This window comes from Pseudomonas sp. NFACC37-1 (assembly GCF_900101575.1).
Classification (GTDB): domain Bacteria; phylum Pseudomonadota; class Gammaproteobacteria; order Pseudomonadales; family Pseudomonadaceae; genus Aquipseudomonas; species Aquipseudomonas fluorescens_AA.
The window spans coordinates 1-19,216 of record NZ_FMUZ01000011.1; the positions used below are offsets into that span (position 1 = coordinate 1).

Below are 19,216 nucleotides of genomic sequence, written 5' to 3' on the forward strand. Positions count from 1 at the left end.
CAGCGGTACGAACGTGTCCCCCAGGGCTGATGTTTCACTCAGACCAAGGATGTCAGTACACCAGTCGCAAGTTTCAAGAAGAACTGACCCGCCACGGCATTGTGCAAAGCATGAGCCATCGGGGACAGTGCTGGGACAACGCTCCAACAGAGCGTTTTTTCGGCACGCTGAAGTCAGAGTGGGTACCTCGCAATGGCTACAGCCTGATCGAGGAGGCAAAAACGGACATGGTGCGTTTCTTCATGTACTACAACCGCACCAGGCTCCACAGCTACAACAACTACCTGTCGCCAATAGCCATGGAGCAAAAAGCGGCATAAACACCGTAATCGGTGTCCGGGATTACTTGACCAGTTCAAGCTCGCTCCCACAGGGTTAACGGGTGACCTCAAGTTTTGGGCACAACACAGGGCCCCTTGTGGGAGCGAGCTTGCTCGCGATGAGGCCCGCCAGGCATCGCCGGCCTCAGCTCAGCACCACCACTCCACCCGGCAATTCGGTACATTTGGCGCCGTAGGCATCGCGGATCAACAGCGCCACGCCCGCCAACTGGTCGAGGCGAAACCGTGCCTGGACCTTGCGCTGGCCCAGTTCGCGGTTGAGCAGCAGCAACATGCCGGGACGGTAGCGGTTGATTTCATCGATGACGCTGGCCAGGGTCGCATCGTTGAACACCAGCACCTGCTCACGCCAGGCAATGGCGGCCGACACATCGGCACGCTTGGGCGCGCCCACCTGGTGAGGGTCGTAAGTCAGTTGCATGCCCGGTTCCAGGCGAAACCGCTGGCCTTGCACCTCGACCTGCACCACGCCCTCCAGGCAGGTCGCGCAGACGCTCTGGCCGGTGTAGCGGATGTTGAAGCGTGCCCGGGCGGCGCTGATCCAACCGGTGCCGGCCTGGACGCTGACCAACTGGGCACTGCGCCCCTGCACTTCAATTTCGCCACTGAGCAATTCCAACCCCTGTCCGCCATCGGCCAGCGCGCGACGGCTGAGACGGGTCTGGGTGTTGAGCTCCAGGCTAACACCCTCGACCCATTCCACTCGGCGCTGTTCGCCAACCTCGGTGATGTAGTCGGCCCCCAGCCCGGAAACACCGCCGGGCACCGTGGCGCGGATCAACAGGAAGGCCGCCGATGCCGCGAGGGCGCCACCCAACAACGCCCGACGGCCGAAATGCCGAGGCGCCTGCAACGCTGCGGCGGCGGGTTGCAGCCCATGCCACAACGCCTTGACCTGTTCAAAGGCCTGCGCATGTTCGGGACTTTGCCCGCACCACAGGCGCAAGGCCCGGGCATCGGCCACGGTGGCGCGTCCCGAGGTCAGCAGGATCAGCCAATCTCGGGCCTCGCTGGCCAATCGGGCCTGGGGCGTGGCATCAGGGGAAGCGATGCTGAAGATGTTCAAGCGCACACACACTCATGAAAGGGTCGGGTCTCTACTCTCAAGACGGTTTTCCCGCGCCGGGACCGAACCGCTGAATGACTTTTCTTTCCAGGCGCAGGGCGCAATGCCCCAGCGCCGCCTTGATTTCCTTCTCCACCATGCGCGTGGAAATACCGAAGCGCTGGGAGATTTCCAGGTGCGGCGCTTCTTCCAGGCGGGCGGCGATGAAAATCCTGCGACGGCGCGCCGGCAGTTCGTACAAGGCCTTGAGCAAGGTCTGCAACTCCTTCTGCCCACCGACCACCCGCGCCGGGTCCTGCGCCTCATCCGAGACCTGCAGCAGTTCCTCGATTTCATCCCCCGTGAGCAAGCGCGCATCGGCCTGCCGACGGTCGGCGGCGATGTTCAGGGCCATGCGGTACAGATAGGCATTGGGCTGGGCGATGTCCGGCGTGTCGACCATGCGATCGACACGCAAGTAGGTTTCATGCAGCACGTCGTTGGCCAGCTCCTCGGAGCCCAGGCGCCTGCGCAGGCGCACCCTGAAATCCTCATAGGAGGTGAGGAACAACTTCACCAACGGGCTGCGACCGACGTCTTTCATCGCCCGGACACCCCTTCCCCTGTCATGCATTCCATGCTTTTTCCTGATGAGTCGGGTAACAAAAGCAGGGTCACCGGCTGGCGCAACGAACTGGGCGCCGGACGGTCGATCCTGAGGTTCTGCAAACTGTTGACCAGGGCCTTGTCCCGCATCAGGTCGCCCGTGGAACTGACCAGGCGGCTGTGCTGGACCACGCCGTCCCGGCCGATCCAGACTTGCAGCACCGCCCGAAAACTGCCCGGACGGGTCAACGGTGAACGACATAAATTGCGCTGGATGACCGTCTGGATGGCTGCCGCATAGTTGCTGTCACTCAAGCCCGGGGTGACACCGGCAGGCAGCGGCACCTCGCGGACCCGCACCGGCTGCAACGTGAACGCATCCGCCCGGGCATAATGCGCCGTCAGCCCGGTGCCGCCGAGCAACACCCGCAACCCTTCGGAGGGGGTGAACCGCCCCTGCACGCCCAGCGTCTGGCGTCGGCTCGATAGCTGGTGGTCCACCAGCACCGCCATGCCCGTCGCGCGACTGAACTGCTCCAGCGCCGTGGTCAGTTCCTGGGGCGCGATGTCCAGGTCCACCAAGCCCACCGCCTGGATCGGCCCGGCCAGCAGACACAGCAACACCATCAGCCACCCCAAGGGCGCCCTGGCCAATCCACGTCCGCGTCCGCCCCTGGCTCTGCCCTGCTGCACGACTGACGTATCCGTTGAAAATCGTCATCCTGAGGGGTGTTTATGAATGTCGTATGACAACTGATACAAATCCTCCAGGCCGCACTAGACTGATGCTCTGACAACGCACCGTCCGTAGCGGCGGGCCAGGAGGTCGGAGATGAAACAGTGGATGAACATGATGGCTGGCCTCGGGCTGTTCATGGCCCTGCCCTGGGCCCAGGGTGAAGAAGCCCCGGCCTGTATCGAGGTGACCGTGGGGGGTTACAAGACCCCCGACTACAACTGCCTGAGTCGGCAGATGGGCAACGACCCCCAGGCCGCGAAAACGGCGCAACAGGCCCAGGATGCCATGAACGTGCCGGTCAACGAACGCGCACCGAACAGCATCGGCCTGGCCACCCCGGCCGCCACGGGGGTGCGCATGGGCAATACATTCGGCACTTCGGTCAAGCCCCAACGGCCGCCGGCTACCTCGGGGACCTCGCCGCTGCTCAAGTAACGACGCCGCTTTTGTGGCGAGGGGATTTATCCCCGTTGGGGCGCGAGCGGCCCTAAAGCCTGACAGCTCGGTATGTCAGATAGATTGAGTTCTTTGTTTTTGGGGCTGCTACGCAGCCCAACGGGGATAAATCCCCTCGCCACAAAAGCAGCTCGCCACAGTCTCCTTCAGGATTGGCAATCAAGCGCTGGGACTCTGGCGAAAACTCACCGCCAGCCGATTCCAGCTATTGATGGTACTGATCGCCAGGGTCAGGTCCACCAGTTCCTCCTCGCTGAAGCTGGCCCGGGCCTGGGCATAGACGTCATCGGGCACCAGGCTTTCAGCCAACAGCGTCACCGCCTCGGTCCAAGCCAGGGCGGCGCGTTCGCGAGTCGTGAAGAAACCGCTGTCGCGCCATACCGCCACCGCGTAGAGCCGCCGCTCGGTCTCGCCCTGGCGTCGCGCCTCCACCGAATGCATGTCGGTGCAGAAGGCACAGCCATTGAGTTGCGAGGCGCGGATCTTGATCAGATGCAGCAGCGTCGCTTCGATACTCAGGCGACTGGTCAGGGCTTCCAGGCCGATCATGGCTCGCATCGCCCCGGGGGATGCGATGTAGTAATCCAGACGCGGGCTCATGGCGGGCTCCGTGGTGTTCGAGACCTTCACGGTAGGCCCTGGTGCCGGGCAATGACAGGTCCAATTCGGCGAAAAAACCGGGGACAAGTCCAATGGACGGGATTTTCCCCACGCAACTTCTATGCAGTCGCACAATGCGGGTAATCTTGCGCCTTTGACGCTGGCCACTGAACAATCGCCCAGGAGCTTGCGGGTATGGAACTTCATGTTGTCATCAACGGCCGCAAGGACCTGTCGGGCCAGTTGTATCAACAATTGCGCAGCGCCATCGAGAGTGGCCGCCTGGCCGCCGGCACCCAACTGCCGCCCAGTCGCCTGCTGGCCGAGCAACTGGGTGTCTCGCGCAAGACCGTCTCCGACACCTACGCCCAACTGACCTACGAGAACTTCCTCACCGGCATCATCGGCAAAGGCACCTACGTCAATGCGCGGCCGGCCAAAGTCGTGCGCAAGCAAAGCCACCGCGAGCTGGCCGGCGCCGACGTCGTCGAGGCCTGGCGCACCATGCCGGACCTGATGCGCCACCCCACCCTCGAAGGTGCGTTGCGCTACGACTTCATCGGCGGCGCCACCGGCAAGGGACAGTTTCCGCTGGACGACTGGCGGCGCTGCACCGCCCACGCGCTGCGCCAGATCGCCAGCGCCAAGGGTTTCTACAGCCAGCCCGAAGGCCTGCCGTCGCTGCGCAATGCCATTGCCCGGCACATCGCGTTTTCCCGCGGGGTCAATTGCCAGGACGAAGACGTCGTGGTGTGCAACGGCGCGCAACAGGCCCTGGACCTGATCTCGCGGGTGTTGACCCGTCCCGGCAGCCTGGTGGCCATGGAAGATCCGGGTTATCCGCCGGCACGCTTGCTGTTCGGCTCCCAGGGCGCCACGGTGGCCGGGGTGCCGGTGGACGAGCAAGGCATGCGGGTAGACCTGATCCCCGACGGCACGCGGCTGATTTATGTGACGCCCTCTCACCAGTTTCCCCTGGGCATGCCCATGAGCCAGGCCCGCCGCGAGGCCTTGCTGGCGCGGGCCTATGGGCTGGGGGCGATCATCATCGAAGACGACTACGACAGCGAATTCCGCTACGAAGGCCGGCCCGCCGATTCGTTGCAGAGCCTGGATGAGCGTGGGATCGTCGCGTACGTCGGCACCTTCTCCAAGACCCTGCTGCCGGAGCTGCGGCTTGGCTACGCGATCCTGCCGCCGTCGATCCTCGAAGCGGTGATCCTGGCCAAGCGTCTCACCGACCAGCACACCTCCACCCTGCCCCAATGGGCACTGGCCAAGTTCATCGCCGAGGGCTGCCTGCTCAAGCACATCCGCCGCTGCCACACCCTGTACGCCGGGCGTCGCGAGCGGATCCTGGCGCGCATGGCCGGGGACCTGTCGCCCTGGTTCGAAGCCGTGCCCACCACCGCCGGCTTTCATATGGCCGTGTTGTGCAAGGTCCCGGTGGACCTGGCGCTGGTGATCGAGCTGGCGAAAAAAGCTGAGGTCGGGCTCTACAGCCTCGACGGTTTTTTCAATGATGTGCCCGTACGGCCGGGCCTGTTTTTCGGTTTCGGTGCTATCGAAACCCTGGACATCGACATCGCCCTCGACCGTTTGCGCGACATTCTGCAGCAGGTGGCCTGAGGATTGGACTGGGCATTTATCCGCCCATTGGCTGTTTGAGCCTCGCGCCGCCAGGCCTATCCTGCACGGGTGTCATTACGAATGAACACCCCCGTCCGACTTGATTCAGGAGCCTGAAACAATGTCTCGCCAAGTGATCAATACCGTACAGGTGCAAGCCGCCGCCGGTCGCTCGGAAGAACTGGGCCGGCAATTGCAGCAAATCGTCGAGACCCTGCGCGCCCTGCCAGGCTGCGACGCCTACATGGTCGACCGTTGCCCGGACGATGGCGACCGCTGGAATGTCAGCGCCCGCTGGCACTCGGAAGCGGCCATGCAAGCCCACTTCAACTGCCCGGAAGTGCAAGGATTCATCAGCCTGATCGACAACCGCCTGGCTCGAAGCGTGGATTTCAATAGCTTTCCGGTTGTCTGAAAGGCGCCGCTTTATTCCTGCCCGGCCAGATTGTGGTGAGGGGATTTATCCCCGCTGGGCTGCGAAGCAGACCCAAAAAGCTGGATGCAGTTTGCCTGACACACCTGTGTGGCAAATTTTAGGGCTGCTTCGCAGCCCAACGGGGCGGTGCGACGTTTCGCTAAATCCCCTCGCCACAACGGTGCACGCCAGCTAATTGCACTGGCCAGCCCGCTGTAAATTCGTACTCACCCATTGGTCTACCCACCTTCCGAAAGATTGGACGTTTGCTTGCCCCACCCTGGGGCTTAGGGTGAACCCATCGCCGTGACGCGCGAATCACTCGAAACCACCAAGGTCCATGCCCCATGAAAACCCTCTATCTGTTCGCTGTCATCAGCCTGCTGCCCGTTACCCAAGCCTACGCCCACGAAGCCACACCTTCGGAAAAAGTCACGGTATTGCAGGAACAACTGTTGAAAAACGTTCCAGGCAAAAAAGCCATGATGCTGACCGTCAACTATGCCCCCGGCCAAGCGTCCATTGCCCACAAACACGAAGGCACGGCCATGGCCTATGTGCTGGAAGGCGCCATCACCTCCCAGGTCAAGGACGAGCCGGCGAAGACCTACAAGGCCGGGGAATTCTGGTATGAAGCGGCGGGTTCCGAGCACCAGGTGTCGAAAAACGCCAGCACGAGCCAACCGGCGAAATTGCTGGTGTTCATGGTGATGGGAGAGGATGAAGCGGTATTGATACCGCTGAGAAACTAACGGATCAACGCAATCCCCTGTGGGAGCGGGCTTGCTCGCGAAGACGGCGGCACATCCAACACTTGTGCAAGCTGACCCGACGCATTCGCGAGCAAGCCCGCTCCCACAAGGGGCCACAGTGAATCTTGAAAGCAAAAAAAGCCCCGCATCTCTCAATGCGGGGCTTTTTCATTCAACGCCGGATCAGTTGGCCGTCACGACCGCCTGACCACTCAACGCCAGGTCCAGCAGTTCGCGGTTGGCCACCGCGTACATGGCGTAGTCGGTACCGCTGGCGGCACGGATTTCCACCAGCATCGCACGCCAGCGCTCGACCATGCTGTGATGCTGCTCCAGCCACAGCGCCAGGCGGGTTTCCACGTCCTGGGTACCGTCACCCTCCTGCAGGACCGAGATGGTGATCGCCCGTTGCTGCCAGTCGATGTCGTCGCGGAACGCTTCACGGGCCAGTGCCTGCCAGTTGTTTTCCACCGGCAGTGCGCTGATCTGTTGCAGGTACCAGGTGATGTCCAGGGCACTGCCCACGGCGAAGTAAGCCTTGGCCACATCGGCGGCGTTCTGGCCGGTGACGTCGGACGCCTCGATGATCGGCAGCAAGGTGTACAGGTGCGTGGTGCCGGCAACCATGCGCGCCAGCAGCTCCGGCACGCCAGCGGCCACATAGGCCTGGTAACGGGTCTGCCAGCCTTCACGGGTCGGGCCTTCCAGCAGTTCGTCGAGCTTGAGGCCCAACGCCGCCAGGTGCGGACCGAAGTGCGCCACGTCACGAGCCGCGTTCTGCTCGTTGCGGCGGCTGCGCAGGAACCAGCGCGTGGCGCGACGCCCCAGGCGCATCAGCTCGTCCATCAGCTCCAGTTGCACGTCGGCCGAGACCTGGTGATCCAGGGCTTCGATCTGCCGGAACCAGTGCGGGAGGTGGAAGATATCGCGCACGATCACATAGGCACCGGCCACGTTCGCCGGGCTCATGCCCGTCGACTCCTTGAGCCGTTGAACGAAGGTGATACCCATGTGGTTGACCAGGTCGTTGGCGATCTGGGTGCTGACGATCTCGCGCTTCAGGCGATGGCGACGCATGGCCTCGGAGAACTTGCTCACCAGCGTCGGCGGGAACGCGGTTTCCATGTCACGGGTCAGGTAATCGTCGTCCGGTACCAGGGAGTTGAGCAACGCTTCCTTGAGGTCGATCTTGCTGTAGGAGATCAGTACCGACAGTTCGGCACGGGTCAGGCCATGGCCCGCCGCGACACGTTCGGCCAGTTGCTCTTCAGTCGGCAGGAACTCGATGGCGCGGTCCAGCTTGCCCCGGGCTTCCAGATCGTTCATCAGGCGCTTGTATTCGGCGATCCGCACGAAGGCGCGGCGTGCCGCCAGGGACAGGGCCTGGGTCTGCTTGTAGTTGTTGCCCAACACCAGGCCACCGACTTCGTCGGTCATGCTCGCCAGCAACTGGTTGCGCTGCTTGTCGGTCATGTCGCCGGCCTGCACCACTTCGTTGAGCAGGATCTTGATGTTCACTTCATGGTCGGAGCAGTCCACGCCGCCCGCGTTGTCGATGAAGTCGGTGTTGGAACCGCCACCATTGAGACCGAACTCGACGCGACCCAATTGGGTCATGCCCAGGTTACCGCCCTCGCCCACGACCTTGCAGCGCAGTTCGTTTCCGTTCACGCGCAGCGCATCGTTGGCCTTGTCGCCGACATCGGCGTGGCTTTCGGTGCTGGCCTTGACGTAGGTACCGATACCGCCGTTCCACAACAGGTCCACCGGCGCCTTGAGCAAGGCGTTGAGCAACTCGGTCGGGGTCAGCTTGTCGGCCGTGATGTCGAAGCGCTCTTTCATCTGCGGCGAGATGGCGATGCTCTTCGCGCTGCGCGAGAAGATACCGCCGCCTTCGGACATGATGCTGGTGTCGTAGTCGGTCCAGGCCGAACGCGGCAGATCGAACAGGCGCTGGCGCTCGGCGAAGCTGCTGGCAGGCTCAGGGTTCGGATCAATGAAAATGTGCAGGTGGTTGAAGGCCGCGACCAGCTGCAGCTTGTCGGACATCAACAAGCCGTTGCCGAACACGTCGCCGGCCATGTCGCCGACGCCCACCACGGTGATGCTGTCTTCCTGGACATTGATCCCGCGCTCGCGGAAGTGGCGCTGCACGCCGACCCACGCGCCCTTGGCGGTGATGCCCATTTTCTTGTGGTCGTAGCCGGCCGAACCGCCGGAGGCGAACGCATCGCCCAGCCAGAAGCCGTAGTCGATGGCGATGCCGTTGGCGATGTCGGAGAAGGTCGCCGTGCCCTTGTCCGCCGCGACCACCAGGTACGGGTCATCGTCGTCATGACGCACGACGTTGGCCGGCGGTACCAGCGCGCCGTCCTTCAGGTTGTCGGTGATGTCCAACAGGCCCGAGATGAAGATGCGGTAGCAGGCGATGCCTTCGGCCGCGATCTCGTCCCGGCTGCCGCCCAGCGGCAAGCGACGTGGCAGGAAACCGCCCTTGGCGCCCACGGGCACGATCACCGAGTTCTTCACTTGCTGGGCTTTTACCAGGCCCAGCACTTCGGTGCGGTAGTCTTCTTCACGGTCGGACCAGCGCAGGCCACCGCGGGCAACGTTGCCAAAGCGCAGGTGCACGCCTTCGACCCGTGGCGAGTAGACGAAGATCTCGAACTTCGGTACGGGCTTGGGCAGTTCCGGGATCAGGTGCGGGTTGAACTTGAAGCTGAAGTAGGACTTGTTCTGGCCGTTGGCGTCGGTCTGGTAGAAGTTGGTCCGCAGGGTGGCCTTGATCAGGTCCAGGTAGCGGCGCAGGATGCGGTCTTCGTTGAGCACCTGGACGTCGTCCAGGGCCGAGAGGATCGCCTGCTCCAGGCGCAGTTGCTTGTCTTCCAGGTCGTCGCCGCTGAGCTTGCGCGCCAGGTAGAAGCGGGTCTTGAACAACCGGGTCAGTTCGCGAGCGATGTCGGTGTGGTTGTTCAGGGTGCTGGCGATGTAACCCAGGTCGAAGCCCAGGCGGATCTGCTTCAGGTAACGGGCGTAGGCACGCAGCAGCGCCACGTCGCGCCATGGCAGGCCGGCGGTCAACACCAGGCGGTTGAACGCATCGTTCTCGGCATCGCCACGCACGATGTGGACGAAGGCATCCTGCAAGGTGTCGTTGAGTTGCTGGATGTCCAGGTCCAGGCCTTCGGCGGCGGTGAACGCGAAATCATGAATCCAGAACTCGCGGCCGTTGGTGTGGCGCAGGCGGTACGGGAATTCCCCCAGCACGCGCAGGCCGAGGTTTTCCAGGATCGGCAGCACGTCGGACAGCGCCAGCGGCGTGTCGGCGTGATACAGCTTGCAGTGCAGCTCGCGCTGGCCGGAGACCTGGCCCAGCGGCTGGTAGAAGCTCATGACCAGCGGGTTCTTTTCGCTCAGGTTCAGCAGGTGCTGCATGTCGACCACGGCCGAGTGCGCGGCAAAGCGCTCGCGGTAGCCGGCCGGGAAACCTTTCGGGAAATCCGACAGCACGTTGGTGCCCTGGGCTTCGCCGAAGCTTTCGATGACCAGGCTGGCGTAGTCGTCCTTCCAACTGCGGCAAGCCTGCACGACTTCTTTTTCCAGCAGCAGCGGGTCGATGTCCAGGCGATTCTTCGGATCCACCCGCAGGATCAACTGCACACGGGCCAGTACGGATTCGGAGAAGAAGGTCCAGAACTCGCAGTCCGAGGCCTTCAGGCGATCCATCAGCACTTGCTGGATCTTCTGGCGCACTTCGGTGGAATAGATGTCACGTGGCACGTAGGCCAGGCAGTAGCAGAAACGGCCATACGGGTCTTTGCGCAGGAACACGCGGATCTTGTTGCGTTCCTGGATCTGCACGATGGACATGACGGTGCTGAACAGCTCGTCCACCGGGGTCTGGAACAGGTCGTCACGGGGCAGTACTTCGACCACCTGGGCCAGTTCCTTGCCCAGGTGCGCCTTGGCCTGGAAGCCCGAGCGACGCTCGATTTCCGCGACCTTGCGACGGATGTACGGGATGACCCGCACGCTCTCGCCATACACCGAAGAGGTGTACAGGCCCATGAAACGGCATTCCTTGATGACCTTGCCGCTGGCGTCGATTTCGCGGATCGACACATAGTCCGGGTAGGCCGGACGGTGTACGCGGCTCGGGTGCGCGGCCTTGGCGAACGACAACAGCGTCGGCTCGCGCAGGTAGGCGACGGCGTAGTCTTCGATGCGCAGGTCTTCGGCGGTCAGGCCGGCGCGCAGCAATTTGGTCAGGCCGAGGAACGAATCGGGGTCGTACTCGATGTGACCGCCGTCGGCCTCATCGCGCACCACGAACTCTTCGTAGCCCAGGAAGGTGAAGTGGTTACCCACCAGCCATTCCAGGAAGCTCTTGATCTCGCTCTTTTCATCAGCGTCGATGGCGTAGGCGCTGCTGTCCAGGCTGTCGAGGATTTCCTGGACCTTGGCTTTCATCGGTTCGAAATCGGCCACAGCCACGCGCACTTCGCCCAGCACTTGCTCAAGTTCCTTGCTCAGGACGTTGAGTTCGGCGGCGTTGGCGCAACGGTCGATTTCCAGGTACATCAACGACTCTTGCAGGATGTCGTCGCCCTGGGTGCCTTTTGGCAGGATTTCCAGCAACTCGCCCTTGCTGCCGCGACGCACGCTCAGCACAGTGGTTTGCAGGGTATGGATGCTGTAGCCGCGACGGTTCAGCTCGGTGCGGACCGAGTCCACCAGGAACGGCAGGTCGTGGTGCAACACTTCCACGGCCGTGTGGGTCGACTGCCAGCCGTGGCGTTCGTAATCGGGGTTGTACACGCGCACCTGCGGTTGCGTGTGATCGAAGCGCTCAAGCAGGCGCCAGGCAGACAGTGTGCAGCCGGCGAGGTCGGACAACCGGCGCTGGGTAAGTTCATCGAGGGAAATGATGCCGAAGAATTGTTCAGCGAACAGCGCCACTTGTGGCAGTGCCTGTTCACTGATGTGCTGCGCCAGTGCCGCTTGCAGTTGGTGCTGGAAGTCGGCTTTGCTGGCTGCGGTGAAGAACGCCATCTGTGGTACTCCGCTTGGGCTTGTTATTGATTGAAGCGTCGCGTGCAACCCCTGCGGGGCTGTCGGCCACCCCGTTCCTGATTCTCGGGCAGAGGAAACAGGATGACAGGTGGGTGAAGCTGGACAGGACCCGCAGGTCACATCCTTTTCCATGTAATTTCATGTCATGGACACCTGCAAAAACCACCCTGAGGTGGCCTTGGCAGGTGCACATCCGTTGCGCAGCTTAACGAGTGCGACAACCTGCCTGCTTGCAGCGCTGCGACATATTCGGTCATCGGCTAGCTAAACAGCCGGTACGCACCGAACAACCCTAGCAGGCTGGGGGCCAAACGGCACCCCGAGGCGGTAAACCAGCAGAAAATCCTTCGGGCTGGCAGAATCCACTTTTTGCACCCCCGCAGGTGCACTCGATCCTGGAGCCATCACCATGCAAATGACCACCGCCCTTCTGATCGCCAACCCGTGTGATGAAGAAGAAGACAACATGGCCATGCTCTGCTGCCACAGCGCCCAGGGCGAAATGTTCCTGATGACGCGCTACCCCGACGAAGACGAACTGGAAATCGCCCTCGATGGAGAGCCTTCGACACTGGACGGCGTCAAGGTCACCCTCAGCCCGACCCGCTTGCTGATTGAAATTGCCCCGGCGGATGCCGATGCGCTCAACGGCGACGATGTGCTGGAGATCACCCACGACACCGATACGGCGGACCTGGCGGAAGTGGAATTGACGCTGCAGAACATCCTCAAGGGGACGGGGACCTATATAAGCCAGCTCTGAGATCCGGACACGAACACGCTCCCGTGGCGAGGAATCAGTGCATCCGCCTTTATCCGTCTTTCTTCACGAGATTGCCATCGGCGTCATAAACCAGGTACTCGTCACTGTTATTCGGGTCCCTCACGTAATAACGAGCCTCATTGCCGTTATCCGGCACGTCCAGGCTGGTGTAGGACCCCAGTTCCTTGATCACCTTGTTGTCCCGACTGATCAAGACCAGGCCGGAACCACCATCGGCCCGGATGGCCGCGGCGTAGTGGGTCTGGAACGCGCTGATCTGGTTGTAATCCAGCGGGACCTGCAACCTGCCCGCCAGGTCGATGGCACCGTAGCTGCCATCGCGTCCGACCACCGCCATGCCGTTGGAAAACGGCGTCACTTCGTCATACGGCAACTTGATGGGTAGCCGCGCGCCCTGGCGATCGATAAAAGCGAATTTCCGGCTTTTAGTGTCTTGCACCAATAGCGGTTGTTGCCCGACAAACCGACCTATCACGTTGTCCCCCTGAAGGTTGATCCGTTTACCTTGCAGGTCGAACACGTCTTGACGACTCCGATCAGCGGAGCTGGCGTAGAGCAACCCCTCGCGGTACTCGATGCCCGAGAACTGCGTCGGCAAGATCTCTTTGCCGTCCAGGGTATAGGCGCCGTACAGGCCTTCCATGACATCGGTTCGCTTGCCGAGACGGGCGATGAACACGTTGTCGGTCACGGTAGGGTTGACGAATTTCATCGGCAACACGAAACGATGACGCTTGGCATCATAGAGCCCGTAAGGGCCGTTGGTTTCGCGCTCGACCAACAGCAGGCCATTGCTCAACGCCTCGGTGATGTATTCGAACGGCAGGTCTACGAGTTTGTTGCTACCGGCGGGGAAGTAGGCGAGCTGGCTGCGCAACGCCTGCCACTCCGACTCCGGGTCGCTGGACTTCTCCGGGGAAAACAATGTGTAGGTATCGGCCATCTGGCTATCTTGCACCTGCACCCAACGGGGCTTGATCAACCACTGGCCAGCCTGATCGATGAAGCCGTAGCGCTCGGCGTTCCGGTCCAGGGCAATGTAACGCGCTTGTGCTGCAAGGACGTTGTCGACCTGGGCGAACTCAACGGTGTTGTCTTCCATCGGATCGAGCACATGGATGACGATACGTTGCGGGGTGGCCTCGAATCGATAGTCGACCTCGGTGTTTTTCAACGGACCCGCCTGAGCGGCCAGCGCCTCGGTCAAGCGCTGCAATTGCTGTTGCACCGCCTGGCCGGTCTTGAGCTGCTTGAGATCGTCCTTGGTCTGCAACAGCGCGTTGTAATACTCATGCAACGCCGCGATATCGCCATCGGAGGGGAACGCCCGGGAGTTGTTACCGTTGCTGTAGAGCGCCCTGCCCGCGTCATCCAGCCCCTGCACCACGAAGGTCGACAATTTCGGTGTACTCAACCGCACGGACGCGCTGTCATCACCCAGGGCAGTGAGCTGGAAGGACTGACCGCCGTCCAGGGTCACTTTCGGATGATCCTTGTCCAGTACCACTTTCTTGAAGGCCGGGTAGCTGCGGTAAGCGACCGTCAGGCCGAGACTCGCCAGGGATTTGTTCACCGACAGGGCGAAGGCGTCATGGGACGAGATCGTGTCGTCGGACTCGACCTGGGGCGACACCTTGAGCTCGGCGAAGGTTGTTTCGCTGCCATCGCGAAAACGCAGGCGCTGCGGCAGGTACTGCTCGGCCGCCGGCTCCTCCGGCGTGGCGGCGCGCCTCCAGAGTGAATCGAGGCGGCTGGTATCGAGCCGCACCTCGGAACCCTCGGCAAACAGCCGCTGGGTAAAACGCAAGCCTTGAATCGACGCCAGCTCAGCTTTCAGTTGCGCGCTGGTGAACGGGACAAACAGCGGCTCGTATTGCAATGGCTGCTCGTCGTCGGGCTCGCTCGTCGAAAGGGTCAGGCTCAATTGCGCGTCGCTGATCAGCTCCAGGGACCTGAGGGTTTCACCAGTGTCCTGAATCAAGTAATTGAGGCGTTTTTCCACCTCGGGCGCTGCCAGCGTACCGATGTCTTCCATGCCCCCTTCGTTCAGTTGCTCGGCGGCGAAACCTTCATCTACCGGCGCGCCGCTGTGGCGAAACAGGTAATAGGACGCACAGCCCACCACCAACAAGGTCACACTCAGTATCGACAGCAATCTCAAACGAGGCTGGGTAAAATTCATGGTGGTTTCGGCAGTCAAAGGGCTGGGGAGACAGGCAGCTAAGCACACGGCCTTGCGCGCTGCAAATCCCCTGGGTGGCCCGGCGCTGATGAAAACATGCCTGGATCGTCGCCACTGTCCGACGCAAGCGAAGCACCACCGGTCGTGCCTGCCACACGCAGCCCTTGACGACCGATTGGGTTCTGGTGTTTCCTGAAACCGGTTTCAGAGCCACTAATAAATCCAATAAGCAGGTTTCAATCCGTGACTTCTTTCTCCGCCGCCCAGCGCAACCGCGTGACCATGCTCGACGTCGCCGAACGCGCCGGGGTCTCCAAGGCCAGTGTCTCGCGTTTCATTGGCGAAGACCGAGCCCTGCTCTCCGAGGCCATCGCCCGGCGCATCGAGCAGGCCATCAGCGAGCTGGGCTACCGGCCGAACCAGATGGCCCGCGGCCTCAAGCGCGGGCGCACACGGCTGATCGGCATGCTGGTGGCCGATATCCGCAACCCATATTCGATTGCCGTGATGCATGGCGTGGAAACCGCCTGTCGTCGCCATGGCTATAGCCTGGTGGTGTGCAACACCGACCGCGACGACGAGCAGGAACGCCAGCACCTGGCGTTGCTGCGCGCCTACAACATCGAAGGGTTGATCGTGAACACCTTGGGTCACCACCGTGACGAACTGTTCGAACTGCGCAGCGAAATGCCCCTGGTGCTGGTGGATCGCAAGGTCGATCGCCTCGACAGCGACCTGGTCGGGCTGGACAACCCGGCGGCCATCGAAATGGCCCTCGATCACCTCGAACAACGGGACTACCGCGATCTGTTGCTGGTGACCGAACCGTTCGACGGCACCAGTTCGCGAATCGAGCGGGTCGAGAGTTTCAAGGCTGGTATCCAACGGCGGCCTGCCCTGGCCGGCACCGTGGTGGAAACCTCTGATCAGTTGACCACGCGTATCAAGACTTTTCTTGCCCAGCCTGGCCATGGCCCCAAGGCGTTGTTCTGCGCCAATGGCATTGCCGCCCTGGCCGCCACGACGGTGCTGCGCGAGCTGGGTTGTCACTTGTTCGACGACGTGGGCCTGATCGCCCTCGATGACCTGGATTGGTACCCCTTGGTGGGCAGCGGCATCACGGCCCTGGCCCAACCGACAGCGCAGATCGGCGCCAGCGCGTTCGAATGCCTGCTCAAGCGCTTGCGCGGTGACAACGGGCCGGTGCGGACCCTGGATTTTGCGGCGCGGTTGATTGAGCGTGGGTCGACGCTTGGGAATGGTCGGTGATGGTGAGGGCCCTATCGCGAGCAAGCTCGCTCCCACACGGGATCTGTGGCGCACTGAAGATCCCTGTGGGAGCGAGCTTGCTCGCGATGAGGCCCTAAAGCACACCCCCTTTTTTTGAACGCTTTTTTTTGAACCCTTTTTTTGAATAGAACTGAAACCGGTTTCAGAGGTATAACAACAATGCACAACCCACCCGTCTCCATCAGTCTTTCCAGCTACGGCGCCGACCTGGTGCGGCAGCATGGCCAAGGCCGTTTCATCGATCTGTTGGCCGCCGCCGGTGCCTCGCGCATCGAATGGCGCGAAGAATTGCTCACCACCGAACAGCCCGCTGAACTGGCCGCCGCTGCCCGGGCCCAGGGGCTGCAGAGTATTTTTTCGTCACCTCTGGAACTGTGGCTCGCCGGCCAGTCCAGGCCCAACCCCGCCCTGGCGCTGGCCCTGCAACGCGGCGAGGCGTTCGGTTCGACCTGGCTGAAAGTCTCCCTCGGGCATTTCACCGACTCCAATGACCTGTCGGCACTGGCCCAGGTGCTCGCCGTCAGCCCGGTGCAGTTGCTGGTGGAAAACGACCAGACCTTGCAAGGCGGGCGAATCGAGCCGCTGCAACGATTCTTCACCGCAGTGGAGCACCAGGCGCTGCCCATCGCCATGACCTTCGACATTGGCAACTGGCAATGGCAGGACCAATCGGCCGCCGTGGCCGCCCGCCAGCTCGGACGCTATGTGGCGTATGTGCACTGCAAGGCCGTGGCCCGGCGCGCCGACGGCAAACTCGTCGCCGTGCCTCCGGCCGTGACCGACCTGCACATGTGGGAACAACTGCTCAAACACATGCCCGCCGGCGTGATGCGCGCCGCCGAATACCCACTGCAGGACGATGACCTGCTGCAATTGACCGCCCACCATGTCGCCACCTTGTCCCGCCTCGGGCAATCGCGCCAGGAGCCTGCCCATGTCTGAGTTCGATGTGTTGTCGTTCGGCGAAACCATGGCAATGCTGGTGGCGGATCAGCGCGGTGACCTGGCCTGCGTCGACCAGTTCCACAAGCGCATTGCGGGGGCCGACAGCAACGTGGCCATCGGTCTGTCGCGGCTGGGCTTCAAGGTGGCGTGGCTGAGTCGGGTCGGCGCCGATTCCCTGGGGCGGTTCGTGACGCAGACCTTGGAAAACGAGGGCCTGGATTGTCGCCACGTGGCGGTCGACCCGGAGCACCCCACCGGCTTCCAGTTCAAGTCCCTTACCGTCGATGGCAGCGACCCGCAAGTCGAGTATTTCCGGCGCAGCTCGGCGGCCAGTCATCTGTCGATCGGCTCCATCGCGCCAGCGCTGCTTGACGCCCGTCATGTGCACGCCACCGGCATCGTCCCGGCGCTGTCGGGCACGGCCCGCGAGATGTCCTTTGAATTGATGAGCCGTATGCGCGCGGCCGGCCGCAGCCTGTCGTTCGACCCCAACCTGAGGCCAAGCCTATGGAGCAGCGAGTCGACGATGATCACTGAAATCAATCGCCTCGCCGCCCTCGCCCACTGGGTCTTGCCGGGGCTCGGCGAAGGCCGGCTGCTGACCGGTTTCGACGACCCGGCCGACATCGCCGCGTTCTACCTGGACCAAGGTGCCGAAATCGTCGTGATCAAGCTCGGCGCGGAAGGCGCTTATTACCGCACGGCGTTGGACCAGGGCGTCATCCCTGGCGTGCCGGTGAGCCAAGTGGTGGACACCGTGGGCGCCGGTGATGGCTTCGCCGTGGGCCTGATCAGCGCATTGCTCGAAGGCCGGGCCATCACCGAGGCCGTGCAACGCGCCAACTGGATTGGCAGCCGCGCGGTGCAGAGCCGCGGAGACATGGAGGGATTGCCGACTCGCATTGAGTTATTGGCTGAATTTGAAACCGCCAATCGCGAGCAAGCTCGCTCCCACAGGGGTTAACTCGATCCCATGTGGGAGCGAGCTTGCTCGCGATAGAGCCACCACAAAACACACCTGCTGCAACAAAAACAACAAGCTCAGGAGTCAACGACATGCAAACGCTCAACCTCGCCACCCGCCGCTGGTGGTACATCATGCCCATCGTCTTCATCACCTACAGCCTGGCCTACCTCGACCGGGCCAACTATGGATTTGCCGCCGCCTCGGGCATGGCCGAGGACCTGATGATCACCCCGGGGCTCTCGTCGCTGCTGGGCGCCCTGTTTTTCCTCGGCTACTTTTTCTTCCAGGTCCCGGGGGCGATCTACGCGCAAAAGCACAGCGTGAAGAAGCTGATCTTCGTCAGCCTGATCCTCTGGGGTTCGCTGGCGACCCTGACGGGTGTGGTCGCCAATGCCTACTGGCTGATCGTGATCCGCTTCATGCTCGGAGTGGTCGAGGCCGCGGTGATGCCGGCGATGCTGGTGTACCTGTGCCACTGGTTCACCCGGGCCGAACGCTCGCGCGCCAATACCTTCCTGATCCTCGGCAACCCTGTGACCATGCTGTGGATGTCCGTGGTCTCGGGTTACCTGGTGCAGCAATTCGACTGGCGCTGGATGTTCATCATCGAGGGCCTGCCGGCGGTGCTCTGGGCCTTTGTCTGGTGGCGCCTGGCCGATGATCGCCCGGCCCAGGCCAAGTGGCTCAGCGACCAGGAAAAACATGATCTGGAAAGTGCCTTGGCGGCCGAACAGGTCGGCATCAAGGCGGTGAAAAACTACGCCGAAGCCTTCCGCTCTCCCAAGGTGATCATCCTGGCGTTGCAGTTTTTCTGCTGGAGCATCGGCGTCTACGGGTTTGTGCTGTGGTTGCCGTCGATCCTCAAGGCCGGCCTGCAGATGAACATGGTCGAGGCCGGGTGGCTGTCGTCCTTGCCGTACCTGGCGGCGGTGATCGGCATGCTGGTGGTGTCCTGGGCGTCGGACAAGGCGCAGAAGCGCAAGCGTTTTGTCTGGCCGCCGCTGCTGATCGCCTCCATCGCGTTCTACGCCTCCTACCTGCTGGGGGCCGAGCACTTCTGGTGGTCCTATGGCTTGCTGGTGGTCGCCGGCGCTTGCATGTACGCACCATACGGTCCGTTCTTCGCCATCGTTCCGGAAATCCTCCCGGCCAATGTCGCCGGCGGCGCCATGGCCTTGATCAACAGCATGGGCGCGCTGGGTTCGTTTGGCGGCTCGTACCTGGTGGGCTACCTCAACGGCACCACCGGCTCCCCTGGCATGTCCTTCCTGCTGATGAGCGGCGCCTTGCTGCTGTCGGTCGTGCTGACCCTCGCCCTCAAGCCCGGCGCCAGCGACCGGACCGTCTCCCACTCCGCGACGCCAAACCCGGCGCCCGCCCGCTCCTGAATCG

General features: G+C 62.4%; 16 protein-coding genes. 10 read left to right on the top strand and 6 right to left on the bottom strand.

Annotated features, from left to right (window positions below):
* A partial coding sequence (locus BLP82_RS14045; RefSeq protein ID WP_139197836.1) for an integrase core domain-containing protein occupies window positions 1-320 on the top strand: 320 nt, incomplete at its 5' end.
* A gap of 145 nt (window positions 321-465) precedes the next feature.
* Here BLP82_RS14045 and BLP82_RS14050 read toward each other — a convergent pair.
* From BLP82_RS14050 to BLP82_RS14060, 3 genes are read right to left on the bottom strand one after another with little or no spacing between them, the layout of a single operon-like run.
* Window positions 466-1,407, bottom strand: a complete 942-nt coding sequence (locus BLP82_RS14050) for a FecR family protein (RefSeq protein ID WP_092169077.1) — start codon at window positions 1,405-1,407, stop codon at window positions 466-468.
* A gap of 37 nt (window positions 1,408-1,444) precedes the next feature.
* Entirely contained in the window at window positions 1,445-1,990 is a 546-nt protein-coding gene (locus tag BLP82_RS14055; RefSeq protein WP_092168759.1) for a sigma-70 family RNA polymerase sigma factor, read from the bottom strand.
* Entirely contained in the window at window positions 1,987-2,619 is a 633-nt protein-coding gene (locus tag BLP82_RS14060) for a secretin and TonB N-terminal domain-containing protein (RefSeq protein WP_092168762.1), read from the bottom strand. Before BLP82_RS14060 ends, BLP82_RS14055 begins: the two co-directional genes overlap by 4 nt.
* 205 nt (window positions 2,620-2,824) lie before the next feature.
* Between BLP82_RS14060 and BLP82_RS14065 the strand changes: the two genes are divergently transcribed.
* On the top strand, window positions 2,825-3,166 hold the full coding sequence (locus BLP82_RS14065; protein WP_092168764.1) for a hypothetical protein: 342 nt from the start codon (window positions 2,825-2,827) through the stop codon (window positions 3,164-3,166).
* A 180-nt stretch (window positions 3,167-3,346) separates the two neighbouring features.
* Here the strand turns inward: BLP82_RS14065 and BLP82_RS14070 are convergent, their stop codons facing one another.
* Window positions 3,347-3,787, bottom strand: a complete 441-nt coding sequence (locus tag BLP82_RS14070) for a carboxymuconolactone decarboxylase family protein (protein WP_092168767.1) — start codon at window positions 3,785-3,787, stop codon at window positions 3,347-3,349.
* A 195-nt stretch (window positions 3,788-3,982) separates the two neighbouring features.
* Here BLP82_RS14070 and BLP82_RS14075 point away from each other — a divergent pair, with 195 nt between their 5' ends.
* From BLP82_RS14075 to BLP82_RS14085, 3 genes are all read left to right on the top strand, one after another.
* The gene (locus BLP82_RS14075; RefSeq protein WP_092168770.1) at window positions 3,983-5,416 is read left to right on the top strand and encodes a MocR-like pyridoxine biosynthesis transcription factor PdxR; all 1,434 of its coding nucleotides are present in this window, start codon (window positions 3,983-3,985) and stop codon (window positions 5,414-5,416) included.
* A 121-nt stretch (window positions 5,417-5,537) separates the two neighbouring features.
* Window positions 5,538-5,831, top strand: coding sequence for a putative quinol monooxygenase (locus BLP82_RS14080; RefSeq protein WP_092168773.1), 294 nt, complete (start codon window positions 5,538-5,540; stop codon window positions 5,829-5,831).
* A 347-nt stretch (window positions 5,832-6,178) separates the two neighbouring features.
* Complete coding sequence (locus BLP82_RS14085) at window positions 6,179-6,583, top strand: cupin domain-containing protein (protein WP_092168776.1); 405 nt, start codon at window positions 6,179-6,181, stop codon at window positions 6,581-6,583.
* 183 nt (window positions 6,584-6,766) lie between these two features.
* Here BLP82_RS14085 and BLP82_RS14090 read toward each other — a convergent pair whose 3' ends face one another.
* Entirely contained in the window at window positions 6,767-11,635 is a 4,869-nt protein-coding gene (locus BLP82_RS14090) for an NAD-glutamate dehydrogenase (RefSeq protein ID WP_092168779.1), read from the bottom strand.
* Window positions 11,636-12,065: 430 nt separating this feature from the next.
* Here BLP82_RS14090 and BLP82_RS14095 point away from each other — a divergent pair, with 430 nt between their 5' ends.
* Window positions 12,066-12,419 carry a hypothetical protein gene (locus BLP82_RS14095; RefSeq protein WP_092168782.1) on the top strand — a complete coding sequence of 118 codons (354 nt, stop codon included), beginning with the start codon at window positions 12,066-12,068 and terminating at the stop codon, window positions 12,417-12,419.
* Window positions 12,420-12,468: 49 nt separating this feature from the next.
* Here BLP82_RS14095 and BLP82_RS14100 read toward each other — a convergent pair whose 3' ends face one another.
* Window positions 12,469-14,622 carry a WG repeat-containing protein gene (locus BLP82_RS14100; protein WP_092168785.1) on the bottom strand — a complete coding sequence of 718 codons (2,154 nt, stop codon included), beginning with the start codon at window positions 14,620-14,622 and terminating at the stop codon, window positions 12,469-12,471.
* A gap of 243 nt (window positions 14,623-14,865) precedes the next feature.
* Between BLP82_RS14100 and BLP82_RS14105 the strand changes: the two genes are divergently transcribed.
* From BLP82_RS14105 to BLP82_RS14120, 4 genes are all read left to right on the top strand, one after another.
* Complete coding sequence (locus BLP82_RS14105; protein ID WP_092168787.1) at window positions 14,866-15,891, top strand: LacI family DNA-binding transcriptional regulator; 1,026 nt, start codon at window positions 14,866-14,868, stop codon at window positions 15,889-15,891.
* Between the two features lie 180 nt (window positions 15,892-16,071).
* Entirely contained in the window at window positions 16,072-16,854 is a 783-nt protein-coding gene (locus BLP82_RS14110) for an apurinic/apyrimidinic endonuclease family protein (RefSeq protein WP_092168790.1), read from the top strand.
* On the top strand, window positions 16,847-17,821 hold the full coding sequence (locus tag BLP82_RS14115; protein WP_092168793.1) for a sugar kinase: 975 nt from the start codon (window positions 16,847-16,849) through the stop codon (window positions 17,819-17,821). Before BLP82_RS14110 ends, BLP82_RS14115 begins: the two co-directional genes overlap by 8 nt.
* Window positions 17,822-17,913: 92 nt before the next feature.
* Window positions 17,914-19,212 (top strand): MFS transporter, encoded by a 1,299-nt coding sequence (locus tag BLP82_RS14120; RefSeq protein ID WP_092168796.1) that lies wholly within the window; start codon window positions 17,914-17,916, stop codon window positions 19,210-19,212.
* Window positions 19,213-19,216: the final 4 nt, after the last annotated feature.

Excerpts from the sequence above, each read along its gene's own strand:
- BLP82_RS14055 (WP_092168759.1), bottom strand. The coding sequence starts at position 1,990 with ATGAAAGACGTCGGTCGCAGCCCGTTGGTGAAGTTGTTCCTCACCTCC.
- BLP82_RS14060 (WP_092168762.1), bottom strand. The coding sequence starts at position 2,619 with ATGGTGTTGCTGTGTCTGCTGGCCGGGCCGATCCAGGCGGTGGGCTTG.
- BLP82_RS14065 (WP_092168764.1), top strand. The coding sequence starts at position 2,825 with ATGAAACAGTGGATGAACATGATGGCTGGCCTCGGGCTGTTCATGGCC.
- BLP82_RS14070 (WP_092168767.1), bottom strand. The coding sequence starts at position 3,787 with ATGAGCCCGCGTCTGGATTACTACATCGCATCCCCCGGGGCGATGCGA.
- BLP82_RS14075 (WP_092168770.1), top strand. The coding sequence starts at position 3,983 with ATGGAACTTCATGTTGTCATCAACGGCCGCAAGGACCTGTCGGGCCAG.
- BLP82_RS14080 (WP_092168773.1), top strand. The coding sequence starts at position 5,538 with ATGTCTCGCCAAGTGATCAATACCGTACAGGTGCAAGCCGCCGCCGGT.
- BLP82_RS14085 (WP_092168776.1), top strand. The coding sequence starts at position 6,179 with ATGAAAACCCTCTATCTGTTCGCTGTCATCAGCCTGCTGCCCGTTACC.
- BLP82_RS14090 (WP_092168779.1), bottom strand. The coding sequence starts at position 11,635 with ATGGCGTTCTTCACCGCAGCCAGCAAAGCCGACTTCCAGCACCAACTG.
- BLP82_RS14095 (WP_092168782.1), top strand. The coding sequence starts at position 12,066 with ATGCAAATGACCACCGCCCTTCTGATCGCCAACCCGTGTGATGAAGAA.
- BLP82_RS14100 (WP_092168785.1), bottom strand. The coding sequence starts at position 14,622 with ATGAATTTTACCCAGCCTCGTTTGAGATTGCTGTCGATACTGAGTGTG.
- BLP82_RS14110 (WP_092168790.1), top strand. The coding sequence starts at position 16,072 with ATGCACAACCCACCCGTCTCCATCAGTCTTTCCAGCTACGGCGCCGAC.
- BLP82_RS14115 (WP_092168793.1), top strand. The coding sequence starts at position 16,847 with ATGTCTGAGTTCGATGTGTTGTCGTTCGGCGAAACCATGGCAATGCTG.
- BLP82_RS14120 (WP_092168796.1), top strand. The coding sequence starts at position 17,914 with ATGCAAACGCTCAACCTCGCCACCCGCCGCTGGTGGTACATCATGCCC.